Here is a 22,743-nt window from a genome sequence, read left to right as displayed (position 1 = left end):
GGAACCCGTCACCGGGCAGCGTCCCGTTCACCTCGGCTGCCGTGGCTCCCGGTCGCGGATCCGTAGTACGCGGCGCGCATCAGTTCCTGCATGTCGCCGAGCATCGGCATCCGCGGGTTGGCCGGCGCGCACTGGTCCTCGTACGCGTTCAGCGCCTGTTGCGGCAGCGCCGCGAGGAAGGCCCGCTCGTCCACGCCGACCGCCGCGAACGACGGCTCGATGCCGACCTCGTCGCGCAGGCGCTCGATCGCCGTGGCCAGGGCCTCGACCGCTTCGGCGTCGGTCGCCGCGGGCAGTCCGAGGGTGCGGGCGATGTCGGCGAAGCGTTGCGGAGCCCGGTAGGTCTCGTACTTGGGCCAGCCGGTGAGCTTGCTCGGCACGGTGCCGTTGTACCTGATGACGTGCGGGAGCAGGATCGCGTTGGTGCGCCCGTGTGCGACGTGGAAGGTGGCACCCAGGGTGTGCGACATGGCGTGCACGATGCCGAGGAAGGCGCTGCCGAACGCCATGCCGGCGATCGTCCCGGCGTTGTGCATCTTCTCGCGGGCCACCGGGTCCGCGGCTCCCCGGTGCACGGCCCGGGCGAGGTTGCCGAAGATGAGCCGGACGGCGTGCAGGGCCAGCCCGTCGGTGAAGTCGTTGGCGTACACGGACACGTACGACTCGATCGCGTGGGTGAGCGCGTCGAAGCCGCTGTCCGCGGTGACCACCGCCGGCAGGTCGGCGGCCAGGACCGGGTCGACGATCGCCACGCTCGGTGTGAGGGCGTAGTCGGCGAGCGGGTACTTCTTGCCGGACGCGGTGTCGGTGATGACCGCGAACGGGGTGACCTCGGCTCCGGTCCCGGAGGTGGTCGGGATGCAGACGAGCTGGGCCAGCGCGCCGAGGGTGGGGAACTTGAAGGCCCGCTTGCGGATGTCGAAGAACTTCTCCCGCAGATCGGCGAAGACCACCTCGGGGTGCTCGTAGCGCAGCCACATCACCTTGGCGGCGTCCATCGCCGAACCCCCGCCGAGCGCGATGATGGTGTCCGGGCGGAACGAACGCATCGACTCGGCGCCGCGGTCGACGGTGCGCACGCTGGGCTCCGGCTCGACGTCGTCGATGATCTGCAGGGCCACCTGTTCGCGGCGGCGGTGCAGCACGGACAGCACGCGGTCGACGTACCCCAGTCTGGTCATGGTGTGGTCGGTCACCACGGTGACCCGGTGCACGTCGGGCATGTCGGCGAGGTAGCGGATCGCGTTCGGCTCGAAGTAGATCTTCGGCGGAACCTTGAACCACTGCAGGTTGTTCGTACGCCGGGCCACCCGCTTGATGTTGACGAGGTCGACCGCCGTGACGTTGTGCGACACCGAGTTGTGGCCGTAGCTTCCGCAGCCCAGCGTCAGCGACGGCAGGAAGGCGTTGTACATGTCGCCGATGCCACCCTGGGAGGCCGGTGCGTTCCAGATGATCCGGACGGCCTTGACCCGGCGGCCGTAAGCCTCGGCCAGATCGGCGTCCCGGGTGTGGATGACGGCGCTGTGACCCAGGCCGTCGAACTCGACCATCTGCTCGGCGTACCCGAAGGCCTGGTCGTGACCGGTGGCCGGCAGCAGGGCGAGCACCGGGCAGAGCTTCTCCCGGGTCAGCGGCTCGGCCGGGCCGACCCGGTCGACCGGGACGAGGATGATCGAGGTGTCCGGGGCGACCGGGAAGCCGGCGTGTCCGGCGATCCAGGTGACCGACTGCCCGACCACGTCCGGGTTGAGCTTCCCGGAGCCGAAGAGCAGCTTCTCCAGCAGCGACTTCTCCTCCGGCGTCGCGATGTGGGCGTGCAGTCGCCGGAACTCGGCGAGGGCGGCCGGCCGGATCGCGTCGTCGATGATGACGGCCTGCTCGGAGGCGCAGATCATGCCGTTGTCGAACGCCTTGGACAGCACCACGTCGTTGACGGCGCGGGCCACGTCGGCCGACGCCTCGATGTACGCGGGGACGTTGCCGGCGCCGACACCGAGCGCCGGTTTGCCGGTGGAGTAGGCGGCCCGCACCATGGCGTTGCCACCGGTCGCCAGGACCACCGAGACAGCGGGATGCCGCATCAGTTCATTCGTCGCGGCCACCGACGGTTCGTCGATCCACTGGATGCAGTGCTCCGGCGCACCGGCGGCGACGGCGGCGTCGCGGACCGTGCGGGCCGCCTCCGCGCTGCAGCGTTGCGCCGCCGGGTGGAAGGCGAAGATCACCGGGTTGCGGGTCTTGAGCGCCAGCAGCGCCTTGAAGATGGTGGTCGAGGTCGGGTTCGTCACGGGCGTCACCGCGGCCACCACCCCCACCGGCTCGGCGATCTGGGTGATGCCCGTGATGTCGTCCTGGGCGATCACTCCGACGGTACGGATGTCGGCCATGTGGTTGGTGACGTGCTCGCAGGCGAATATGTTCTTCACCGCCTTGTCCTCGAACACGCCGCGGCCGGTCTCCTCGACCGCCAGCATCGCGAGTTCGGCGTGCCGGCCGAGCGCGGCCACCGACGCCTTCTTCACGATCCCGTCGATCTGTTCCTGGCCGTAGGAGTCGTAGCCGGCCAACGCCTTGAGACCGTTCTCCACCAGGGTTCCGATCATGCTTCCGCCCTCCACCGGTCCGTCACCTCGAACATAGATCCGTGACGGTCGATGCGGGCATGGCCGATGGACCCGCGAGGACGGGACCACCGGCCCGCGCCCGTACGGCTACGTGACCCGTCGCCGGGACCGGCGAGGCGCGGTCACGGTGCCGGCTGTGGCGCCGCGGCCGGCCCGCGCTTGGCCCGCTGGATCTGCTCGTAGACGTGGGTCCGCAGTTCGGTGAACCGGGGTAGCGCACGGGTGGTGAGCTGATCGCGTTCGCGCGGGAGGTCGATCACGAGGTCCTCCTGCACCCGGGTCGGTGAGTTCGACAGGACGAGCACGCGCTGGCCCAGATACACCGACTCGTCGATGTCGTGCGTCACGAAGACGGTGGAGATCCCCCGGGTCAGGTGCAGTTCGCGGACGAGGTCCTCCAGGTCCGCGCGGGTCTGCGCGTCCACAGCGGCGAACGGCTCGTCCATGATCAGCACGTCCGGCTGGTACGCGATGGCGCGTGCGATCGCCACCCGCTGCTGCATTCCGCCGGAGAGCTGCCACGGATGGCTCCGCGCCGACTGCGGCAGCCCGACCGCGTCGAGGGCGTCGGCGACCGTCCGGGCGCGTTCGGCGCGGGAGAGCTTCTTGTGGCGGAGCGGAAGCTCCACGTTGCCCCGGACGGTCAGCCACGGGTAGAGGCTGCGGCCGTACTCCTGGAAGACCACCGCCATCGCCGGGCTCGGGCCGGTCACCGGCGACCCCTCCATCTCGACGAGGCCGCTGGTGGGCCGCAGCAGCCCGGCGAGGCACTTCAGGAGCGTGGTCTTGCCGCAGCCCGAGGGACCGACGATGCACAGCAGTTCACCGGGATCCATCGTGAAGCTGAGATCCCCGATCGCCTCGACCTCGCCCCGGCCGGACGTGTAGACCTTCCGCAGGTGCTCGACCCTCAGCAGGGGGCTCCCGTCAGCCACGGGTCACCTCCTTCATTCCGTGGTACCAGCGCAGGACGCGGCGTTCGACGACACCGAAGGCCACGGCGAGGACGACGCCGATGAGACCGAGCAGGAGGATGCCGCTCCACATCTCGGCGATGAGGTAGTTCCGCTGGAAGTAGGCGATCCGGTAGCCGAGACCGGCGGACGACGCGAACATCTCCGAGATGACCATGAGGATCAGGGCCACCGAGAGCGCCTGCCGTACGCCGGTCATGATGCGCGGACTCGCCGCCGGGAGGATCAGCCGCCACAGCCGGTCCCACCGGGAGATCCGGAACGAGTACGCGGTCTCCATCATCACGCTGTCGGTCGCCCGGACGCCTTCGATCGTGTTCAGCAGGATCGGCCAGATCGCGCCGGACACGATGACGACGACCTTCATGGTGTCGGTGATGCCGAGCAGGAGCATCGCGACCGGGATCAGCACGGGTGGCGGAATCGCGCGGAAGAACTCCAGCAGTGGTTCGAGGATCTCGCGTAGCGGGCGGAGCCGGCCGATGACGACGCCGGCGGCGACGCCGAGGAGGATCGACGCGAGGAGGCCGGCCAGGAGCCGGTACAGGCTCGGCAGGACGTCGTCGACGAAGGCCGGGCCGATCCAGGTCTGCCGGAACGCGTCGAGGAGCGTCCGGGGGCCGACGAGGAACCGGTTCGTCGACCGGGTGGACCAGACGGCCCAGAGCCCTACGGTCAGGACGGGAAGCCCGACCGCGAACAGGACGTTCTCGGCGACCCTGACGCCCAGGTCGCGGGGGCGGGCCCGGCCCGCGCCGAGGGCGGTCATCGGGCCGCCTCGTCCGCGAGCACCGACTGGTGCCAGGCCAGCGAGCGGCGTTCGACGAAGCGGAACACGACGTTCACCAGCAGGCCGAGGATTCCGGTGACCACGACGAGGCCGTACAGGCCGACCGCGTCCCCGGAGGAGCGGGACAGCTCGATCATGCGCCCGAGGCCCGGGTTGCCGATCACCATCTCCGCGGTGACGGCCAGGATGAGTGCGACAGCCGCGCCGAGGCGCAGGCCGGTCATGAGGTACGGCAGAGCGGTCGGAAGGACGAGGTACCGCAGCCGCTCGGCGCGGGTGAGGCCGAAACTCCGCGCCGTGTCGCGGGCGACTGTGTCGACGTCGGCGACGCCGTAGATCACCTGCACGAACACCTGCCAGAACGCCGCGTAGACGATGATGACGAGTGCGGCGCGCATCTGCAGGCCGAACATCAGCACGGCGAGGGGGATCAGCGCGACCGACGGCACCGGCCGCAGGAACTCGACTGTCGTGTGCGTCGCGCGACGCAGGAACGGCACCATCCCGACCACGGTCCCCAGCGCGACCGCCGCGAGCGTCGCCAGCGCCAGGCCGATCGCCCAGGACGTCATGGTGAGCCGGAGCCGCCGCCAGAACGCCAGGTCGCGGACCTCTTGGAACAGCCACCCGAACACGTCGGTGGCGTACGGCAGGTCGTGCGGGTCGGTCAGTCCCAGGGTCGGGATCAGTTGCCAGACGACGAGGAACCCCAGCAGGCCTGCGGCGCCCAGCAGGATCTTGCGCATCGGCCGGCTACTGCTGCTGGATGAGACGGTCGAAGTCGGGTCGCCGGTCGAGGACGCGGTACTTCTGGGCGAGCGTCGCCAGTTGCTCCAGGCCGGCCCGGTCGAGCTCCCACCCGAACGCCGGGAGCCGTACGGAGTCCGCCACCGCCTCCGGCAGTTCGAGATTGTCCTTGATGGCCTGTCGGAGGTCCTTCTCGTTCGCCGGATCCTTGGCCCAGGTGAGCGTCTTCTTCATCGCCGCCGAGAAGTCCGCGATCAGCTCGGCGTCGGAGTCCTTCAGCTTGCTCGACGTGATCGTGGTCAGGGTGGTGAGCCCCGGGACGGTGGCCTGGTACGGGGCGACCACGACGACGTCACCGCGCTTGCGCATCTGGGTGATGAACGGCTCGGTCACCCAGGCGGCGTCGATGTTGCCGGCGGCGAGCTGGGCCGGCGCGTCCGGGAAGGCCACCTCGACGAACTTGATTTTGGTGGGATCGCCGCCGTCCTTCTCGACCGCCGCCATGATGGTGACGTCGCCGGCCGCGCCCAGGCTGTTGACCGACACCTTGCGCCCCGCGAGCTGGGCCGGCCGGGTGATGCCGGACTTCGCGGACGCGACCACGGCGTTGATGTCGTCACCGTCGGCGTAGGACGACGCGTAGTTCCCGATGATCACCACGCCGAGGTTCTGCAGGTCGGCACGGAACGGGCCGAACGGCTGGCCGACGGCGAAGTCGATGTCGCCGTTGATCAGCGCCGGGATGGCCTGTGCGCCGCCCTGTGCGGGCACCACCTCCACGTCTAGCCCCTGCTCCCGGAAGATGCCCGCCTTGATGCCACCCCACAGCGCGGCGGTCTCGCTGATCGGCAGCGCCGCCACCCGGACCTTCCGCAGGTCGCCGCTCGCCCCGGGGGACGGGTCGGTGGCGTCGGAGTCCGTACAGCCGGTCAGGGCGATCGTGAGGCCGGCGAGAACAGCGAGGGCGGTGACCTTCTTCATGGACGAGCCCTTCCGTGCGAAGCGCTGGTGCATCCGGAGGAGTGAGGGCCGGCGAGGAGAGGTGGACCATCCGACCGCGTCGATCAGCGTCATGCAGAGATGATTGATTGTCAAGAATTCCGATAAGGCGAATCGCAATGCGGGACGAGTGATCCGACTTCGACGTGAATACGTCTTGACCCGTGACGATTTTGTGACCAAACTGTGTGGTTGGTGGTGCGGCGGCGGAGGGAGCGACGACTTGGCGATCGTGATCGTGGGCGCTGGTATCGGTGGCCTCACCACCGCGCTCAGCCTGCACCGGGCCGGCTTCCGGGACATCGCCGTCTACGAGCGCGCCGTCGCGCTGCGCCCGCTCGGCGTCGGGATCAATCTGCTTCCGCACGCCGTCCGGGAGCTGACCGAATTGGGTCTCGGCGAACGCGTTGAAAGGCTCGGCGCCGCGCCCGGCACATTGGCGTACTACAACCGGCACGGTCAGCAGATCTGGAGCGAGCCGCGCGGGCTGGACGCCGGATATCGCTGGCCGCAGCTTTCCGTGCACCGCGGCCGGTTCCAGATGGAACTGCTCGCCGTGGTGCGGGAACGGCTGGGAGCCGACGCGGTGCGCACCGGGCACCGGCTCGTCGGCGTCCGGGACGGCGTCGCCCGCTTCGAGACGGCAGCGGGGGAGGTTGGCGTCGCCGGCGACCTGATCGTCGGAGCGGACGGCATCCACTCCGAGCTGCGCCGGCAACATCAGCCCGGCGAGGGGGCGCCGATCTGGAACGGGCTGACGCTGTGGCGGGGGACGGCACGGGCGCCCGGATTCCTGGACGGGCGAACCATGATCATGGCAGGGGACGCGGAACAGAAGTTCGTCGCGTACCCGATCGGTGCCGGCCTGATCAATGTCGTCGCCGAGCGGCGCGGGCCCGGTTTCGCCGGGCCGAACGCGGACTGGAACCGGGCGGTCGACCCCGCGCCGGTCGTCTCGCTCTTCGCGAACTGGCGTTTCCCGTGGCTCGACGTGCCGGAACTGCTGGCCGCCGCCGACGAGATCCTCGAATACCCCATGGTGGACCGCGACCCGATCGACACGTGGACCCACGGGAACACGACGCTGCTCGGCGACGCGGCACACCCGATGTATCCGAACGGTTCCAACGGGGCGTCGCAGGCGATCCTGGACGCGCGTACCCTCGCCTTCCACCTCGCCACCGCGCCGACGGTCGGGCAGGCGCTCGACGCCTACGAGGCGGACCGGCGGCCGGCGACCACAGCGCTCGTGCTGAGCAACCGGCGGCAGGGCCCGGAGCAGGTGATGGTGCTCGCCCACGAGCGCGCGCCGGACGGGTTCGCGGACATCCACGACGTCATCCCGCCGGAGGAGCTCACCGAGATCGCCACCGGATACAAGAAGGGGGCCGGCTTCCTGCCCGCCGACCTCAACGAACGGGCCTCCCTGACGCCGACGGTCTTCTCGGGCGTCCTGCCGTGACCGGCCCGGAAGCGACCGAGCTGGACGCCGCGCGACTGGCGTCGGTGATCTCACCGCTGCGCCGTACGCTGCTCGCCGCCGCGCGGGCCGCCGAGCACCTGCCGGAGATCCCGGACGCGCAGATCGAGATCGTGCGGGCCCTGCCCCGGGGCACCGTGTCCGGTCCCGGTGAGCTGGCCGAACGCCTCCGCCTGAGTCGTTCGACGGTCAGCAACCTGCTCACCACGATGGAGGGCAACGGTCTCGTCGAGCGCCGCCCCCGGCCCGGCAACCACCGGCACGTCGAGGTCCTCGCCACCCCGAAGGCGCTCGACCTGTTCGACCGCTTCGACCTCGCGAGCGGAGACCTGGTCGCCCGCGCCGCGGCCACCCTCCCGGCGGCGGACCGGGCGGCCCTCGCCGCCGCGGTGCCCGCGCTGGAACGCCTCCGTGACGCCCTCGCGCAGACCAAGGACACCCCATGAGTACGCGCCCGCCCGCCGGCCGGGACGCGGTGAGCGCCCCGGCGGTTCCCGGTCTGGAGGCCGCGTTCGAGGTGGAGGCCCGGCTCGGGGCGCTGGAGGACCACGGGACGACCCGCGCGGGTCACCGCCGCGTGGTGCCGATCGTCGGCGGCCGGGTCACCGGCCTGTTCGAGGCCGACATCCTGCCCGGCGGCGCCGACTGGCAGGTGGTCCGCCCCGACGGCGCGATCGAGATCGACACGCGCTACTCGGCGCGAACCGTCGAGGGTGGTCACGTCTACATCCGGACGTTCGGCGTCCGTAGCGGGCGTCCGGAGGTCCTCGAAGCGCTGCTGCGCGGTGACGCGGTCGACCCCTCCGAGTACTACTTCCGGCTGGGCGTACGACTGGAGACGTCGGTGCCCGCGCTGGCGGTCCTGGAGCAGTGCGTCTTCGTGGCGTCGGCGATCCGCGAGGCCGATCGGGTGCGTTACACCGCCTACCGCGTCACGTAGTCGTTCCCGCAGGCGGGCAGGCTCTGCACCCGTCAGGCAGCGGATCGTGCGCGTTTTCCGTCCCCGTGCCCGGCCACCGTGGCATCCCATCTACTATGCGTCTGTAGTAGAAGCTGGTGTCGGGGCGGACGCCACACGCCGGGCCTGACGTGCGGAGGGGGTGGGATGGGACGCGCTCACCCGCTGCTGCGGCTGGCGCTGCTCGTCGCCGTGACGTTCGGGGTGTTCGGGATGCACACCTTCGGCCATCCGGCCGGACCCGACGCCACCCAGGCGAGCGCCGCCCACGTCGGCGTCGCCCACGCTGCCGGCACCGCCGACGAGATCGCCGCCGCGCCCGGCGCCGCACACGGCGAGGACGACTCGCCCGGGCACCGCGACGGGATGCACGCGTTCACCGTGTGCCTGGCGGTGCTGGGCGGCGTCCTCGTTCTCGGCGCCCTGTCCCTGTTGTGCCGGCCCCGCCGCGGCACCGGCACGCCGACCGGCCCCCGGTCCCGTGGACCCGGCCCTCGAGGTCCACCCCGTCCGCCCATCGGGCTGCGGCTGCGAGCCGCAACGGTCCTGCGCACGTGAGGAGAGCACGGTCCGGCGTCTCGCCGGGCCCGACGACTCCGTTCCGGCACACCTCACGACAAGGACCACGTACCTGATGAAACCGACCATCCTGCGCCGCGCCGCCCTCGCGGGCGTCGTCCTGTCCGCCCTGCTCGCCACCGCCGCCTGCGGCGGCGACACCGGCGGCATGACGCACGGCACCGGCAGCAGTTCCGCGACGGGCGCCTCGACCTCGGCCGGCGCCACCTTCAACGACGCGGACGTGATGTTCGCCCAGATGATGATCCCGCACCACCAGCAGGCGGTCACGATGGCCGACCTGGCCCCGACGCGCGCGAGCGACACCGAACTGAAGGACCTGGCCGCCAGGATCAAGGCGGCGCAGGATCCGGAGATCACCACAATGAAGGGGTGGCTCACGGCCTGGGGCAAGCCCACGGACCTCCCCGGCGACCACAGCATGCCCGGCATGAGCGCCACGCCCGGGCACGACATGCCGGGGATGACCTCGGGTATGCCGGGCATGCTGTCCGAGCAGCAGATGAAGGACCTCGGCGCCGCGAACGGCGCCGCCTTCGACAAGATGTTCGCCGAGATGATGATCGCCCACCACAACGGCGCCATCGACATGGCCAGGACCGAGCAGGCCGACGGCCGCAACCCCGAGGCCAAGGCGCTCGCCGCCAGGATCGCCGCGGATCAGGCCACCGAGGTGCAGACCCTGCAGAAGATCCTCGACCGCCTGTAGACGGCCGGGTGCGGCCGGTCCCGGCGCCGGGACCGGCCGCACCGCCACGACACCTGACGTACCCTGACCGGCACGAAGGGAGAGCGCGTGGCGGAACTGGGCAGACTCGAATCGGCAGTGATGGACGTCCTGTGGCGTGACCCCGAGCCCGTGCTCGTGCGCGACGTCCTCGACGCGGTGACCACCGACCGGGCCCTGGCGTACACGACAGTGCTCACCGTGCTGGACAACCTGCACCGCAAGGGCTGGGCCGTACGGGAGAAGGACGGCAAGGCCTACCGCTACCGCGCCGCCGGCACCCGTGAGGAGATCATCGCGCGGACACTGCGCCGGGTCGTCGAGACGAGCACCCATCCCGACCTGGTGCTCCTGCACTTCGCCCGGTCCGCCTCCGACCACGAACTGCACATCCTGCGGCAGGTCCTCGAAGAGCGGGAGTCGGAGGCGTGAGCCTCGCGCTCGCCCTCGTCACCGGCGCGGCGGTGGTCGCCTGCTGTGGCCCCGCCGTGCTGCGGCTGTGCTTCCGGCACGTCACCGACCCGGTCGCGATGCTGCTCGGCTGGCTCGGCCTGATCGTCGCGGTGACCGCCACCTTCGTCCTCGCCACCGTGATGCTCCTCGCCCCGGGCAGCACCCGGCGCTGGGCGCTGCACGACCTCGCCCGCATCTGCTGGCACTGGGCGCAACCCAGCCGGCCGCCCGCCGTCGACGAGATCGCCGGGGCGGCCGGAGCGCTGATCCTGCTGGCCGTGCTCACCCGGTTCACGGCGACCTGCGCCCGCCGGGCCCTGCGCGCCCACCGTGCCCGCCGCGCCCACGCCGACCTGCTCACGTTGGCCGGCGGCCCGTCGGAGCGCGGCGAGGCGGCGGTGCTGTGGATCCCCCACCCGACCCCGATGGCCTACAGCCTCGGCGGATCCCGTGGGCTGACGGTCCTGGCCAGCGCCGCCGGTGATCTGCCGGCGGACCAGCTCGCGGCGGTGCTCAGCCACGAGCGGGCACACCTGCGTGAGCGCCACCATCTCCTGGTGGCCGCCGTGGAAGGGCTCGCGGCCGCCGTACCGTGGCTGCCCCTGACCCGGCAGGCGCCCGCGGCCGTGCGCCTGCTCGTCGAACTGCGCGCCGACGCCGCCGCCGTCCGCGAGTGCGGCCACACGGCCGTACGCGACGCGCTGCTGACCTTCGCCGGCGCGCCGCACCCGCCGTCCGCGCTGTCGATGGCCGGCGCCGACGTGGCCATCCGGCTACAGCGCCTCCAGGAACGCCGCCCGCACCGCCGCAACCTGCTCGCCCGCGCCGTGCTCGCCTCGACCGCCCTGGCCGCCCCGCTGGGCGCCGGCGTGGTCACCGGCATTCTGTTCTGCCTGTAGACCCCGGCCCGCTCGTGCGGCGCGGGCGCGACCTACGTGCCGGCGTTCACCAGGATCGCGGTGGTCAGCAGGACGGCGACCATCAGCACCGCCTCCGCCAGCACCGTGCGGCGCAGGTGACGCATGCCGTCCGGCGTGGGGTCGTCCAGCCGGGGTACCACCCTCCTGCTGTTGTAGAGCCCGACGAGGGCCACGACCGCCACCAACGCGACCTTGACCAGGAGCACCCGTCCCCAACCGGTGCTCACCAGGTGACCGGGCCGGTCCAGGATCGCGACTGTCAGCGCGACGCCGGCGACACCCGTCAACGCCACGGCCGCACCGGCCGGAACGGAGAACCGCACCGCCATCTCGGCGGCGCCCGTCGGCACACCGAGGCGCGCACGCCCCAGCAGCAGCGCCGCCAGGAGCAGAACACCGCCCACCCACACCGCCGCGGCGACTGTGTGCGCGACGTCCGCCGCCACGACGATCACCCGTGGCCGGGCGGTGACGGTGTGCCCGTCGAACAGGAACGAACCGACCAGCAGCGCCACTGTGACGCCGAGGAGCACCGGCCGGACCGCTCGCGCGCGTACTCGTCGCGTCTCGTCGCCGCTCGCGTCACCGGCGGACGGCACGACCAGAGGGCGAGGGGCGGTCGGGATCGCGGCGACTGTCGCCACGGCATGCCGCCCGACCGCGTGCCGGCCCCGGATGAGCGCCGCCTCCAGGGAACCGGCCACGAGCAACCCGGCCGCGCCGGCGAACCGCAGACCCAGCCCGGCGGCCACCGGCGAACGGCCGAGCGCGGTCAGCGCCTGCACGCTGACCGCCGAGGCGAGGCCCCCGCCGAACACGGCCGCCAGCGCCGCGAGTTCGAGCAGCACGCCGGCCGCCACCGTCAGCCCGGCGGCCCGCACCCAGACCTGGACCAGCCGGATGTCGCTGCGCGTCCCCACCAGTGTGGTCAGCGCGAAGACCAGACCGCCCACGCCGAGCAGGATCGCTCCGTAGGACAGCCACCGCCCCGCCGTGCCGACGAACCGCACCGGACCCTGGTCGGCGTCGGTGGTGTGACCCACCGCGTGAGCGCCGGAGTGGGCCGGTGGGGACGCCGACGGAACGCCCGGTCCACCGTGACCGGCGTGTCCCGCGCCGGCGGTGGGCCGAGGCGTGGCCGCCGCGCCCGGTGGCGCGGCGGCCGGTACCACTGTGAACGTGACGTCGCCGGTCAGGGGATGAGCGTCCGGTGCGGCCACGCTCCAGCGCAGCGTGAACTCCCCGCCGGTCAACGCGGCGGAGGGGTGGACCAGCCACGTACGGCCCCCGTCGGGGGTGTGGGTGGTCACCGGAACGGCCGCTCCCTCGCGGGAGAGCTTGAAGCCGGCAGCGGTGGGCGTGCCGGGGGCGCTGAACGTCAGCCGGATCTCCGCGACCGCGCCGTCCACGCGCGTACCGTCCGCCGGTACGACCTTGAGCAGCTTGAAGTGCGCGGCGGCGGGCGACGCGAACCCGAGCACCACGAACACGGCGGGGCACAACGCCAGCCACACCAGCAGCACCCACCGGGCCACGCCGCGCGCCGGCAACCGATGACGCCGCGGCAAAGGCACTGCTGGTCCCTTCGTCGGGGAGACCTGGACCCGGCGCCCATCGCTCCGACCGGTCGTCATCCTAGGGGAACTACTAACTTTTGGTAGTAGAGCCCCGGGCCGCGCCGAGGGCCATGGTCAACCGGTCGTCGTGCGCGCCAGGGCGCGCTTGTCCGGCTTACCGCTCGGCGCCACCGGCACCCGCTCGATCGGCTGGATCGTCCGCGGGACCGACGCCTCTCCCAGCGCCTCCGCCACCACCGCACGCAGCCGCCCGGCGTCCGGCACGCAACCGGCGGCTGGCACCACGTACGCGTGCACCGCCTCCCCGGTGACGTCGTCGGGACGGCCGACGACGTACGCCTCGGCGACTGTCGGGTCGGCGGCGAGGACCCGCTCGATCGGACCGGCGTACACCAGGTTGGCCTGCACGATGACGACGTCCCGGATCCGGCCGAGCAGGTACAGGTAGCCGTCGCCGTCCAGCCGCGCCAGGTCGCGGGTGCGGACCCAGCCGTCCACGAAGACCTCGGCGGTCTCGACCGGATCGTTCCAGTAGGCGCCGGCCTGCGCCGGTGTCCGGACGAACAGTTCCCCCTCGGTGGCGGGGCGGCCGCCGGCGTCCCGGATGGACAGCGCTGTCACCGGGGGAGGGCGGCCGACCGAGGCGAGCGCGGCCGGGTACGCCAGCATCTCGGCCGGCGTCACCATCGTGATCATGCCGGTCTCGGTCTGGCCGTAGCCGTGGAAGACGACGGGACCGAGCACGTCGAGCGCCTCGGCGAGCCGGCCCGGCGGGAGCGGGGAGCCGGAGACCAGCAGGGCCCGAAGGCTGCTCAGGTCGGCCGGGTCGGTGCGCTGGTCGTGCACGAGCTGGTTCAGCTTGCCCACGGTGATCACGCTCGCGGTCGCCCGGTGCCGGGCGATCATGCCCGGGAAACCGGGGGGCCGGGCCGCGACCAGGGTGCCGCCGGCGGCCAGGGTGAGGATGCCGTACTCCAGCATCACCTGGCTGCTCAGCGAGCCGAAGACGAGGTAACGCTGGAGCCGGGTGGCGAGGTCCGCGACCGCCGGCGGCCAGCGGTCCGGGTACGGCGCCCAGGCCGCGCTCATCGCCGCGTACGTCTGCGCGCAGCCCTTCGGACTGCCGGTGCTGCCGCTGGTCCAGATGATCCGGGCGACGTCGTCCGGGCGTCCGGCGGCGATCAGCGGCCTTCCGTCGTCGGGGGCGCGTGCCAGTTCGGCGACCCGGGCGTCGTCGACCAGCAGCGTGGTGCCGCCGAGCTGCCAGGCGCGGTGGGCCGGTGTCAGGTCGGGGCGGATCCCGGAGACCCGGGCGCCGACCGCGAACGCCGCGATGATCGTCGCGAACGCCTCCGCGGTGACGCCGAGCCGCAGGGCCACCCCGACTCCGGGCCCCGCGCCGGCGGCCCGGAGGCCGGCGACGACGCGGCGGACCATTCGGTACATCTGGGCCGTGGTGACGGTCCGGTCGCCGTCCTCGAAGACCGGGCGTTCGTCACCGGCGGCGAGCAGGTCCAGCACGGGCTGGGGCCAGACCTCAGCCGGCATCGGAGAGGACGCCCTTGACGAAGAGCACGAGCGGCTGGTGGTGGACGTCCGGCAGGTTCCAGTGGTTCTCCAGGTTCTCCGCGAGGTGGTGCACGGCGACGACCCGGCCGCCACGGTGGACCCGGACGACCGGGTGCAGGTAGCTGGCGTCGTGCGCGTGCGCGGCGTCGTTCTCGGCGATCCGCGGCACCGTGATGTCGAACGGGTCGACCTGGTCGTGGTCCGGCCCGTACTCCAGCGTCACCACGAACGCGAACGGTTCCGGGCCCAGGCCGCCGTCGTGCAGGTACGCGACCGGCACCTCCTCGTGGTACCGCGCGGTGTCGCCGGAGATGACGACGACGTCGCCGAGGACCGCGAACTGCTGCCACAGCGCCGAGGTGCGGTTGATCCGGGCGATGATCGCGTCGGTGATCGCCTCCGGGGTGACCTCCAGTGGCGTGGCCGGCCAGGGCGTGTCGTGGTGGCGGGCGCCGAGGATCCGGTGCAGGGCCCGCACGCCGTACCGGAAGCCGTGGATGAACCCGTTCGTCGAGCGCTTGAAGTCGCGCTGCTGGGTGAGGGTGCCCGCGAAGTACAGGCCGGGTACGTTCACCGACTCGTACGCCGAGGTCTGCTCGGGGAAGCGGTCGTCGATGATGAGCCGCGGCCGGGCGGACGGGTCGAAGATGCTCGCGTCGAACCGGAATCCGGTGCAGAGGACCACCCGGTCGTAGTCGATCTGCCGGATCGCCTCGACGGTGCGGGCGTACCGGAAGTCGATCCGGTAGCCGCCGTCGTCGCGCCGGGCGATCCGCTCGACCGTGCCGTCGAGGACCGCGTTCTGCGACTTGAGCTGGTACGTGTCGAGGAAGTTGTTGTTCACCGCACGCAGGTGCCCGACGTAGTGCGACTGCCACGCCAGCTTGACCGAGTGCGGACCGGCGACGTGGATGACGGCGGCGGTCTCGACGAGCGCGTCGGCGGTCTCGAAGGCGGAGTTGCCCTTGCCGATGATGAGGACGCGCTGGTCGGTGAAGTCGTCCGGGTCGACGCTGACCGTGTCGTACCGTTCGGCGAGTTCGGCGCCGGCGATCGGCGGGACGTACAGCTGGGACATGCCGGTGGCGACGACCACGCGGCGGGCGGTGAGCGTGTCGTCGCCGGTGTCGACGGTGAACAGGTCGCCGTCGCGCGCGACCCGGGACACCCGGGTGTCGTACCTGACCCGCAGGCCGCGGGCGACGTCCGCGAGGTAGCGCACCAGGTCCGCGGCGTCCGGGAAGTAGCGCCGGCTGTAGTTCTTGAACAGCAGCGCGGGATCGTCGGTGAGCAGTGAGTTCCAGTCCGCGCGCAGGTTGAACTCCGGGTCGTCGGAGCCGGTCCAGACCTTGTTGATCGAGATGAGTTGCCGGTGCCGGGGGTAGGTGGTGAAGAACGTGCCCGGCGCCGGGCCGGCCTCCAGGACCAGATGGTCGCGGCCGTCGCGCTCGAGCAGGTGAGCGAGCTGCAACCCGGCCGGTCCGGCTCCGATGATCAGATAGTCGAGCGTCATGCGCCGCAACGTAGCGACTCGATCTCAGAGCGTTCTGAGAATTCGTCTCTAGGGTGCGATCGCATGACGACAGAGGTGGACTTCGATGTCCCGCTGCGGATCGCCGACCTCCGCGCCGCCCGTGACCCGATCAAAGTCGTGGCCGGACCGCAGGTCCGCGACCGGGTCGCGGCCGCCCGTAGGTTCCTGTCCACCGTGCTCGGCGACGACCGCGCGGTGTACGGCGCCACCACCGGCTTCGGCGCCCTCGTCGGGTACGCGGGCCGCGCCGACCTGCGCGACCAGGCCGACAACACGCTCGCCCACCTCGGCGCCGGCCACGGCCCGGACCTCGACCCGGAGGTGGTCCGCGCGACGCTGCTGCTGCGGGCCGCGTCGCTGGCCCGCGGCGCGTCGGGCGTGTCCCCGCACGTGATCGACGCCCTCGCGGCGATGCTCGCGACCACGTTCGTCCCCGCGATGCCCCGGCTGGGTTCGGTCGGCGCCAGCGGTGACCTGATCCCGCTCGGCGCGGCCGCCCAGGCGTTGCGGGGCCGCGGCCACGCCTACCTGGACGGGGTACGGATGCCCGCGGCCGAGGCGCTGGCGCTGGCCGGGCTGGAACCGCTGCCGCTGGACGGCCGGGACGCCCTCGCCCTGGTCAACGGCACATCCCTGACCACGGCGGCGACGGCGCTGGCGCTGGACACGGTCCGCGCCGCGCACCGGGCGGTCCAGGTGCTCACCTGCCTGCTCGCCGATCTGCTCGGCAGCGACACGCAGTTCCTCGACGCCCGGCTGCTGCGGGCGTACGGCCATCCGGGCGCGGTCGACGTGGGCGCGCGGATGCGCCGGGTCAGCGCCGGACTCGTCGCGTCCGGCACGCGTCCGTTGCAGGAGCCGTACAGCATCCGGTGCACGCCGCAACTGCTCGGTGCCGCCGAGGACGCCCTGCGCTACGTCGACGCCGTCGTCGCGGCCGACCTCGCGAGCGTCACCGACAACCCGCTGTTCTTTCCCGACGACGACCTCGTGGTGCACGGCGGCAACTTCTTCGGGCAGCCGGCCGCGTTCGCCGCCGACGTGCTGTCGATGGTCACGGCTCAGGTCGGCAACCTCGCCGAACGGCAACTGGATCTGCTCGTCGACCCGAACCGCAACGGCGGCCTGTCGCCGATGCTGGCCGCCGGGCCGGGACAGCAGCACGGGCTCCAGGGGGTGCAGCTGGCGTCGACCGCGCTGATCACCGAGATCCGCCGGGACACCGTGCCCGCGAGCATGCAGAGCGTGCCGACCAACCTGCACAACCAGGACGTCGTCCCGCTCGGCACCCAGGCCGCGCTGCGGGCACTGGACCAGGCCCGGCTGCTGCACCTCGTCGTCGGGTCGCTCGCGCTGGGGCTGCGCCAGGCCGCGTACGTCGGCGCGCGTGAGCCGACCGCGTCCGGCTGCGCCGGGGCGCTCGCGGCGGTGGCCGCTGTCGTACCGCCGGTCGACCCGGACCGGCCGCTGGACGGTGACGTGCGGCGCGCGGCCGACGTGATCGCGGACTTCTCCGTTTCCTTCTCCTGAGAGTGGGCGCACATGACGCTTGACTACCTGATCGTCGGGGCCGGCCCGGCGGGCCTGCAACTCGCGGCTCTGCTGGAGGCCGACGGCAAGCGCGACTACCTGGTCCTGGAACAGGCGGACATCCCGGGGGCGTTCTTCGCCACCTTTCCCCGCCACCGGCAACTGATCTCCATCAACAAGCCGCACACCGGCTCGGACGACCCGGAGCTGAACCTGCGGCTGGACTGGAACTCACTGCTCAGCGACGACCCGGCGCTGCGGTTCACCGGCTACACGGAACGGTACTTCCCCGACGCCGACGTGATGCTCCGCTACCTGGCGGACTTCGCCGCGAAGACGGGGGCGCGGGTCCGGTACGGCACCCGGGTGACGTCGGTCGGCAAGGTCGACGGACTGTTCGAGGCCCGGGCGGGGGAGGAGGTCTTCCGGGCGCGCCGGCTGATCGTCGCCACCGGCGTCTCCCAGCCGTACCGGCCGGAGATCCCGGGGCTGGAACTCGCCGAACAGTACGCGGAGATGTCCGTCGACCCGCGCGACTACCTCGACCAGAAGGTGTTGATCATCGGGAAGGGGAACTCCGCGTTCGAGACCGCGGACAACCTGATGGAGACCACCACGCTGATCCACGTCGCCGGGCCGAGTTCGGTGCGGATGGCGTGGCGTACGCACTACGTGGGGCACCTGCGCGCGGTGAACAACAACTTCCTGGACACGTACCAGCTGAAGTCGGCGAACGCGATCCTCGACGGCGACGTCAGACGGATCGAGCGCGACGGCGCGGGTTACAAGGTGACGTTCTCGTTCTCCCGCGCCGACGAGGTGGTCAAGGAACTGCGGTACGACCGGGTGCTCGCCTGCACCGGGTTCGCCTTCGACGCGTCCGTCTTCGACGACACCTGCCGTCCGGAACTCGCGATCAGGGACCGCTTCCCGGCGCAGACCCCGGAGTGGGAGTCGGTGAACGTGCCCGGCCTCTACTTCGCCGGCACGATCAGCCAGGAACGGGACTTCAAACGCTCGACGAGCGGGTTCATCCACGGTTTCCGGTACGCCGTGCGGGCGCTGCACCGGATCCTGGAGCGACGGTACGGGGACACGCCGTGGCCGGCGGAGAAGCTGGACGCCACCGCAGCGCTGATCGCCGACGCGGTCGTCGCGCGGGTCAACCGCACCTCCGCCCTGTGGCAGCAGTTCGGCTTCCTCGGCGACGTGGTCACGGTGGCCGGATCCGACGCGCGCTACCACGACGAGGTGCCGGTCGAGTACTTCACCGGCACCGGCCTGCGTACCGCTGACCACGACTACACGGACGCCTTCGTCGTCACGCTCGAGTACGGCCCCGAGCACGACCGGGTGGATCCGTTCGACGTCACTGTCAGCCGGGTCGCCCAGGACGTCCCCGGTCAGGCCCACGACGCCGCCTACCTGCATCCGGTCGTCCGTCACCACCGGGCGGGCCGGGTCGTCGCCACGCACCACCTCGCGGAGAACCTGGAGAACCGGTGGGACCGGCCGGAGACCCACGTCGCGCCGCTGGTCGCGTTCGTCGACCGCTGCCTGAGCGACATCGAGGGCTGAGATGCCTCCGCTGGACGGCACCGCGCTGGACGGCCGGGCGCTGAACCTGGCCGAGCTGGCCGCCGACGCGCGGGGCCGCCTGGACCCGGTGCACTGGGACTTCTTCACCGGTGGGGCCGGCGAGGAACGCACGGTCCGCGCCAACGAGGCGGCGTTCGCCCGGCGCTACCTGGTGCCCCGCGTCCTGCGCGGCGCGGGCCGGCGCGACCTGCGGACCTCGCTGCTCGGCACGCGGATCTCGATGCCGGTGCTGATCGCGCCGACCGCGTTCCACCGGCTGGCCCACCCCGAGGGCGAGGTGGCCACCGCGCGTGCCGCCGCCGAGGCGGGCACGATCATGGTGGTCAGCATGGCGGCCACCCGGCCGGTCGAGCAGATCGCCGCCGCCGGTGGGTCGCTGTGGTTCCAGCTCTACCCGCAGGCGGACCTCGACTTCACCGCGTCGGTGGTGCGGCGGGCGGAGGCGGCCGGCTGCTCGGCCCTGGTCGTCACCGTCGACTCGCCGGTGTTCGGCCGGCGGGAACGCGATCTGCGGCACGGCTTCGTCGACCTGCCGCCCGGGCTGGTCTGCGAGAACATGCGCGACGCGAGCGGCCGGGTGCGCGACATCGGGATGGACGCCGGGCTGGACTGGGCCCGGATCACCTGGCTGCGTGAGGTGACCACGCTGCCGATCCTGCTGAAGGGGGTGCTGCATCCCGCCGACGCGGCGCTGGCCGTCTCGTACGGTCTCGACGGTCTGCTGGTCTCCAACCACGGCGGCCGGCAGCTCGACGGGGCGCTCGCCACCCTGGACGCGTTGCCGGCGGTCGTCGAGGCGGTCGGCGGTCGGCTGCCGGTGCTGCTCGACGGCGGCGTCCGCCGGGGAGCCGACGTCCTGGTGGCGCTGGCGCTCGGCGCGAGCGCGGTGCTGGTCGGCCGCCCGGTGCTGTGGGGGCTCGCGGTGGGCGGCGCCGCCGGGGTACGCCACGTGCTCGACCTGCTGCACGCCGACCTCGACCGGGCGCTGGCGCTGGCCGGCGCCGCCGGTCCGGCCGATCTGCGCAATGACCTGGTCGCCACGGTGGCGTGCGGATGAACGCCGTCCTGATCGTCCTGGCGGGGATCGGCGTGACGTGGACCCTCCCGTACTGGCTGCCCCGGGCCGTGGTCCGGCTGCGGGAGTGGGTGTTCGTCACTGTCAACGGCGTCGAGGGCGTACCGGTGCCGGGCCCCACCGTCGGCATGGAGCACTTCGAGCGGGTGTACGCCGATCCGGCGGCGGACGGGCGCAGCCGGGGAGCCGGGTTGTCGGACCTGTTCTGGTACTGGCTGGCGCCCGGGCCGCACATGCACCAGGAGCACCTGGAGCCGGGGGAGCGCTACCGGATCGTGGCCGCGACGACCCGGCGGGTGCTCGCGGTACGCCGTCAACGCTGCGACGACCTCGCGACCGCCGCCACCGGGCGGGTGCTCGACCGGTTGCCGGCCGGCCGGACCAGCCACGTCCGGCTGCGCGATCTGATGATGCCGGTCTGGGCCGAGGTGTACTACGAACTCGTCTTCGGTGAGGCATGCTCCCCGGACGCGCGGGTGTTGATCGTCGCCAACGCCGACGACGTGGTCAGCGGGCTCAAGTGCACCGGCCTGCGGCACATGGGGCGGCGCGGCCGGCTGACCGCCTATCTGCGCGGCCGGATCGAGGCGGGGACCTGCCCGGTGACGCTGCCGCCGCCGTTCACCACACAGGAGACGGCCTGGTATCTCCAGGGCGCCTTCTTCAACACCGCCGTGGTGCAGATGTCCGAGGCGATGGCGCACGTGCTGCTCGCCCTCGCCACACATCCCGATCTCCAGCGAGGACTCGACGACGACGCGGCGCTGGACCGGGTGATCGACGAGACACTGCGGGTGCATCCGCTCTTCGGCGTGGCGCACCGGATCACGTCGGCGCCGATCACGCTGCCCACCGGCGTGTCCCTGCCCGCCGGGACGGTACTGCTCTTCAACTACCTGGCGTTCCACCGCGGCGGGGCCGCCGCCGACGACCGGTTCGACCCGGACCGGTGGCTGACGCTCAAGCGCGGCGACGCGCACTTCATCCCGTACGGGGTCACCGCGAACCGGGCCTGCCCGGCCCGCGGCGTCGCGCCGGTGATGCTGCGCGCCGCGACCCGCGAGGTGCTGCGCCGGTACGTCCTGACCTCCTCGGCCTCGCACACCCGCTCGCTGCCCAGCCGGGGTCCGGCGTATCTGACCCCGGCCGGGTGCACCGGTCCGGGGCGGTTGCGGCTGGCCGCGATGCGGTCGCGGGACCGGTGGGCCGACGTGGGCCGCAGCGTCCGGCAACTGGTGTTCGGCACCTGGATGGTGCTCGACGCCCGCCGGCAGCGGTTGTGCACCGACTACTTCGAGAGGGCTGTCCGATGACACCAACGGAGCTGGCGCCGCGGTTCTTCATCGCGGTCACGGTGATCCTGATCTTCTGCAAGGGGGTCGCCTGGCTGCTCGGCAAGGCGGGCCAGCCCGCCGTGGTCAGCGAGATGCTCGCCGGCGTGCTGCTCGGCCCGTCGCTGCTCGGGCTCCTCCTGCCGGACGTGCAGAACGCCCTGTTCCCGGCCCCGCTGCTGCCGGTCCTCTATGTCGTGGGTCAGGTCGGCCTGGTGCTGTTCATGTTCCAGGCCGGGTACGCGTTCAGCGCCCACCGGGTCACCGGGCTGGCCGGCACCGCCGGCGTGATCTCACTGGCCGGGGTCACCGCGCCGCTCGTGCTGGGGGTGCTGCTGGTCCTGGTGACGGCGGGCGCCGTGCCGATCCGGGCCGACGGGACGTCACTCGGGGTCTCGGCCGCGTTCGTCGGCGTGGCGCTGGCCATCACCGCGTTTCCGATGCTGGCCCGGATCATCACCGAACACGGGCACGCCGGCACCCGGCACGGCACGCTCTCCCTGGCCAGCGGCGCCATCGACGACATGGCCGCCTGGATCATGCTGGCCGCCGTCCTGGCGTTCGCCTCCGGCGAGGCCGGTCCCGCCATCGTCACCGCGGGTGGAGCGGTCCTGTTCGGGCTGCTGCTCTGGCTCGGCGGGCGCGCGGTCACCTCCGCGCTGATGACCCACCGCGCCCTGGGCGACCGCGCCCGCCTGCTCGGCACCGTCGCCCTGCTGTTCCTGGTCGCCTGGTACACCGACGAGATCGGGCTGTACGCGGTCTTCGGCGCGTTCGCGGTCGGCGTGGTGATGCCCCGTACCGGCAACACCGACCGGGTCGTGGACACGCTCACCCCGGTCGCCGCGACGCTCTTCCTGCCGTTGTTCTTCACCTACTCGGGTCTGCGCACGGAGTTCGGGCTGCTGGGTTCCCTGCCGGTGCTGCTGTTCGCGCTGGCCTGCGTGGCGGTGGCGATCGCCGGAAAGTTCGGCGCCTGCTGGGCGGCGGCCCGGCTCCGCGGTGAACCGTCCGGTGTGGCGCTGCGGGTCGGCGCGCTGATGAACGCCCGCGGCCTGATGCAGCTCATCGCGCTGAACGTGGGACTGGAGGCGGGCATCGTGAACCCGTCCCTGTTCACCGTGCTGGTGCTGGTGGCGCTGGTCACCACGCTGATGACGACGCCGGCGCTGAGCTGGATCGAGCGCCGGGAGGCGCAACGGCCCGACACCGTCCGCACGCCCGCGCTGGCGGTTTCAGATAGTTGAAGATGCAAATATCGGTGCTTCCATCGG

General features: G+C 72.1%; 20 protein-coding genes. 12 read left to right on the top strand and 8 right to left on the bottom strand.

What is annotated here, in order from left to right:
* Positions 1-8: 8 nt before the first annotated feature.
* The 5 genes from adhE to V6U82_RS10130 all read right to left on the bottom strand — a co-directional run bounded on the left by adhE (position 9) and on the right by V6U82_RS10130 (position 6,119).
* Positions 9-2,606, bottom strand: coding sequence for a bifunctional acetaldehyde-CoA/alcohol dehydrogenase (gene adhE, locus V6U82_RS10150; protein ID WP_334460675.1), 2,598 nt, complete (start codon positions 2,604-2,606; stop codon positions 9-11).
* 143 nt (positions 2,607-2,749) lie between these two features.
* Positions 2,750-3,562, bottom strand: a complete 813-nt coding sequence (locus V6U82_RS10145) for an ABC transporter ATP-binding protein (protein WP_334460674.1) — start codon at positions 3,560-3,562, stop codon at positions 2,750-2,752.
* A complete protein-coding gene (locus V6U82_RS10140; protein WP_128136052.1) occupies positions 3,555-4,370 on the bottom strand; it encodes an ABC transporter permease in 816 nt (271 codons plus the stop codon). The genes V6U82_RS10145 and V6U82_RS10140 overlap by 8 nt, the downstream gene beginning before the upstream one ends.
* Positions 4,367-5,137: an ABC transporter permease gene (locus tag V6U82_RS10135; RefSeq protein ID WP_334460672.1), complete on the bottom strand. Its 771-nt coding sequence runs from the start codon at positions 5,135-5,137 to the stop codon at positions 4,367-4,369. The genes V6U82_RS10140 and V6U82_RS10135 overlap by 4 nt, the downstream gene beginning before the upstream one ends.
* A 7-nt stretch (positions 5,138-5,144) precedes the next feature.
* Positions 5,145-6,119 carry an ABC transporter substrate-binding protein gene (locus V6U82_RS10130; protein WP_128136054.1) on the bottom strand — a complete coding sequence of 325 codons (975 nt, stop codon included), beginning with the start codon at positions 6,117-6,119 and terminating at the stop codon, positions 5,145-5,147.
* A gap of 250 nt (positions 6,120-6,369) precedes the next feature.
* On the opposite strand from V6U82_RS10130, the gene V6U82_RS10125 reads away from it, so the two are divergent.
* The 7 genes from V6U82_RS10125 (at position 6,370) to V6U82_RS10095 (ending at position 11,233) form a co-directional block, all read left to right on the top strand.
* Complete coding sequence (locus V6U82_RS10125) at positions 6,370-7,599, top strand: flavin-dependent oxidoreductase (protein WP_334460722.1); 1,230 nt, start codon at positions 6,370-6,372, stop codon at positions 7,597-7,599.
* On the top strand, positions 7,596-8,063 hold the full coding sequence (locus tag V6U82_RS10120) for a MarR family winged helix-turn-helix transcriptional regulator (RefSeq protein WP_181726465.1): 468 nt from the start codon (positions 7,596-7,598) through the stop codon (positions 8,061-8,063). Before V6U82_RS10125 ends, V6U82_RS10120 begins: the two co-directional genes overlap by 4 nt.
* The gene (locus tag V6U82_RS10115) at positions 8,060-8,557 is read left to right on the top strand and encodes a DUF3237 domain-containing protein (RefSeq protein ID WP_128136056.1); all 498 of its coding nucleotides are present in this window, start codon (positions 8,060-8,062) and stop codon (positions 8,555-8,557) included. Before V6U82_RS10120 ends, V6U82_RS10115 begins: the two co-directional genes overlap by 4 nt.
* A gap of 165 nt (positions 8,558-8,722) precedes the next feature.
* The gene (locus V6U82_RS10110; protein ID WP_128136057.1) at positions 8,723-9,133 is read left to right on the top strand and encodes a DUF6153 family protein; all 411 of its coding nucleotides are present in this window, start codon (positions 8,723-8,725) and stop codon (positions 9,131-9,133) included.
* A gap of 76 nt (positions 9,134-9,209) precedes the next feature.
* Positions 9,210-9,863, top strand: a complete 654-nt coding sequence (locus tag V6U82_RS10105) for a DUF305 domain-containing protein (protein WP_334460671.1) — start codon at positions 9,210-9,212, stop codon at positions 9,861-9,863.
* Between the two features lie 87 nt (positions 9,864-9,950).
* Complete coding sequence (locus tag V6U82_RS10100) at positions 9,951-10,313, top strand: BlaI/MecI/CopY family transcriptional regulator (protein WP_128136059.1); 363 nt, start codon at positions 9,951-9,953, stop codon at positions 10,311-10,313.
* Positions 10,310-11,233, top strand: coding sequence for a M56 family metallopeptidase (locus V6U82_RS10095; RefSeq protein WP_334460670.1), 924 nt, complete (start codon positions 10,310-10,312; stop codon positions 11,231-11,233). Before V6U82_RS10100 ends, V6U82_RS10095 begins: the two co-directional genes overlap by 4 nt.
* A 32-nt stretch (positions 11,234-11,265) precedes the next feature.
* Here V6U82_RS10095 and V6U82_RS10090 read toward each other — a convergent pair whose 3' ends face one another.
* From V6U82_RS10090 to V6U82_RS10080, 3 genes are all read right to left on the bottom strand, one after another.
* Positions 11,266-12,789 carry a copper resistance CopC/CopD family protein gene (locus tag V6U82_RS10090; RefSeq protein ID WP_334460669.1) on the bottom strand — a complete coding sequence of 508 codons (1,524 nt, stop codon included), beginning with the start codon at positions 12,787-12,789 and terminating at the stop codon, positions 11,266-11,268.
* A 156-nt stretch (positions 12,790-12,945) separates the two neighbouring features.
* A complete protein-coding gene (locus V6U82_RS10085; RefSeq protein WP_334460668.1) occupies positions 12,946-14,379 on the bottom strand; it encodes a class I adenylate-forming enzyme family protein in 1,434 nt (477 codons plus the stop codon).
* Entirely contained in the window at positions 14,369-15,913 is a 1,545-nt protein-coding gene (locus V6U82_RS10080) for an NAD(P)-binding domain-containing protein (protein ID WP_334460667.1), read from the bottom strand. The genes V6U82_RS10085 and V6U82_RS10080 overlap by 11 nt, the downstream gene beginning before the upstream one ends.
* A 63-nt stretch (positions 15,914-15,976) precedes the next feature.
* Between V6U82_RS10080 and V6U82_RS10075 the strand changes: the two genes are divergently transcribed.
* From V6U82_RS10075 to V6U82_RS10055, 5 genes are read left to right on the top strand one after another with little or no spacing between them, the layout of a single operon-like run.
* Positions 15,977-17,464, top strand: a complete 1,488-nt coding sequence (locus tag V6U82_RS10075; RefSeq protein WP_334460666.1) for an aromatic amino acid ammonia-lyase — start codon at positions 15,977-15,979, stop codon at positions 17,462-17,464.
* A 12-nt stretch (positions 17,465-17,476) separates the two neighbouring features.
* Positions 17,477-19,042, top strand: coding sequence for an NAD(P)-binding domain-containing protein (locus tag V6U82_RS10070; protein ID WP_334460664.1), 1,566 nt, complete (start codon positions 17,477-17,479; stop codon positions 19,040-19,042).
* 1 nt (position 19,043) lies between these two features.
* The gene (locus V6U82_RS10065; protein WP_334460663.1) at positions 19,044-20,120 is read left to right on the top strand and encodes an alpha-hydroxy acid oxidase; all 1,077 of its coding nucleotides are present in this window, start codon (positions 19,044-19,046) and stop codon (positions 20,118-20,120) included.
* Positions 20,117-21,451, top strand: coding sequence for a cytochrome P450 (locus tag V6U82_RS10060; RefSeq protein ID WP_334460662.1), 1,335 nt, complete (start codon positions 20,117-20,119; stop codon positions 21,449-21,451). The genes V6U82_RS10065 and V6U82_RS10060 overlap by 4 nt, the downstream gene beginning before the upstream one ends.
* On the top strand, positions 21,448-22,716 hold the full coding sequence (locus V6U82_RS10055; protein ID WP_334460661.1) for a cation:proton antiporter: 1,269 nt from the start codon (positions 21,448-21,450) through the stop codon (positions 22,714-22,716). Before V6U82_RS10060 ends, V6U82_RS10055 begins: the two co-directional genes overlap by 4 nt.
* Positions 22,717-22,743: the final 27 nt, after the last annotated feature.

This window comes from Micromonospora sp. CPCC 205554 (assembly GCF_036902745.1).
GTDB lineage: Bacteria > Actinomycetota > Actinomycetes > Mycobacteriales > Micromonosporaceae > Micromonospora > Micromonospora tulbaghiae.
The sequence above is the reverse complement of the archived record's forward strand: the minus strand, read 5'-3'. Positions and strand labels throughout refer to the sequence as shown.

Excerpts from the sequence above, each read along its gene's own strand:
- adhE (WP_334460675.1), bottom strand. The coding sequence starts at position 2,606 with ATGATCGGAACCCTGGTGGAGAACGGTCTCAAGGCGTTGGCCGGCTAC.
- V6U82_RS10140 (WP_128136052.1), bottom strand. The coding sequence starts at position 4,370 with ATGACCGCCCTCGGCGCGGGCCGGGCCCGCCCCCGCGACCTGGGCGTC.
- V6U82_RS10135 (WP_334460672.1), bottom strand. The coding sequence starts at position 5,137 with ATGCGCAAGATCCTGCTGGGCGCCGCAGGCCTGCTGGGGTTCCTCGTC.
- V6U82_RS10130 (WP_128136054.1), bottom strand. The coding sequence starts at position 6,119 with ATGAAGAAGGTCACCGCCCTCGCTGTTCTCGCCGGCCTCACGATCGCC.
- V6U82_RS10115 (WP_128136056.1), top strand. The coding sequence starts at position 8,060 with ATGAGTACGCGCCCGCCCGCCGGCCGGGACGCGGTGAGCGCCCCGGCG.
- V6U82_RS10110 (WP_128136057.1), top strand. The coding sequence starts at position 8,723 with ATGGGACGCGCTCACCCGCTGCTGCGGCTGGCGCTGCTCGTCGCCGTG.
- V6U82_RS10105 (WP_334460671.1), top strand. The coding sequence starts at position 9,210 with ATGAAACCGACCATCCTGCGCCGCGCCGCCCTCGCGGGCGTCGTCCTG.
- V6U82_RS10085 (WP_334460668.1), bottom strand. The coding sequence starts at position 14,379 with ATGCCGGCTGAGGTCTGGCCCCAGCCCGTGCTGGACCTGCTCGCCGCC.
- V6U82_RS10080 (WP_334460667.1), bottom strand. The coding sequence starts at position 15,913 with ATGACGCTCGACTATCTGATCATCGGAGCCGGACCGGCCGGGTTGCAG.
- V6U82_RS10075 (WP_334460666.1), top strand. The coding sequence starts at position 15,977 with ATGACGACAGAGGTGGACTTCGATGTCCCGCTGCGGATCGCCGACCTC.
- V6U82_RS10070 (WP_334460664.1), top strand. The coding sequence starts at position 17,477 with ATGACGCTTGACTACCTGATCGTCGGGGCCGGCCCGGCGGGCCTGCAA.
- V6U82_RS10065 (WP_334460663.1), top strand. The coding sequence starts at position 19,044 with ATGCCTCCGCTGGACGGCACCGCGCTGGACGGCCGGGCGCTGAACCTG.
- V6U82_RS10060 (WP_334460662.1), top strand. The coding sequence starts at position 20,117 with ATGAACGCCGTCCTGATCGTCCTGGCGGGGATCGGCGTGACGTGGACC.
- V6U82_RS10055 (WP_334460661.1), top strand. The coding sequence starts at position 21,448 with ATGACACCAACGGAGCTGGCGCCGCGGTTCTTCATCGCGGTCACGGTG.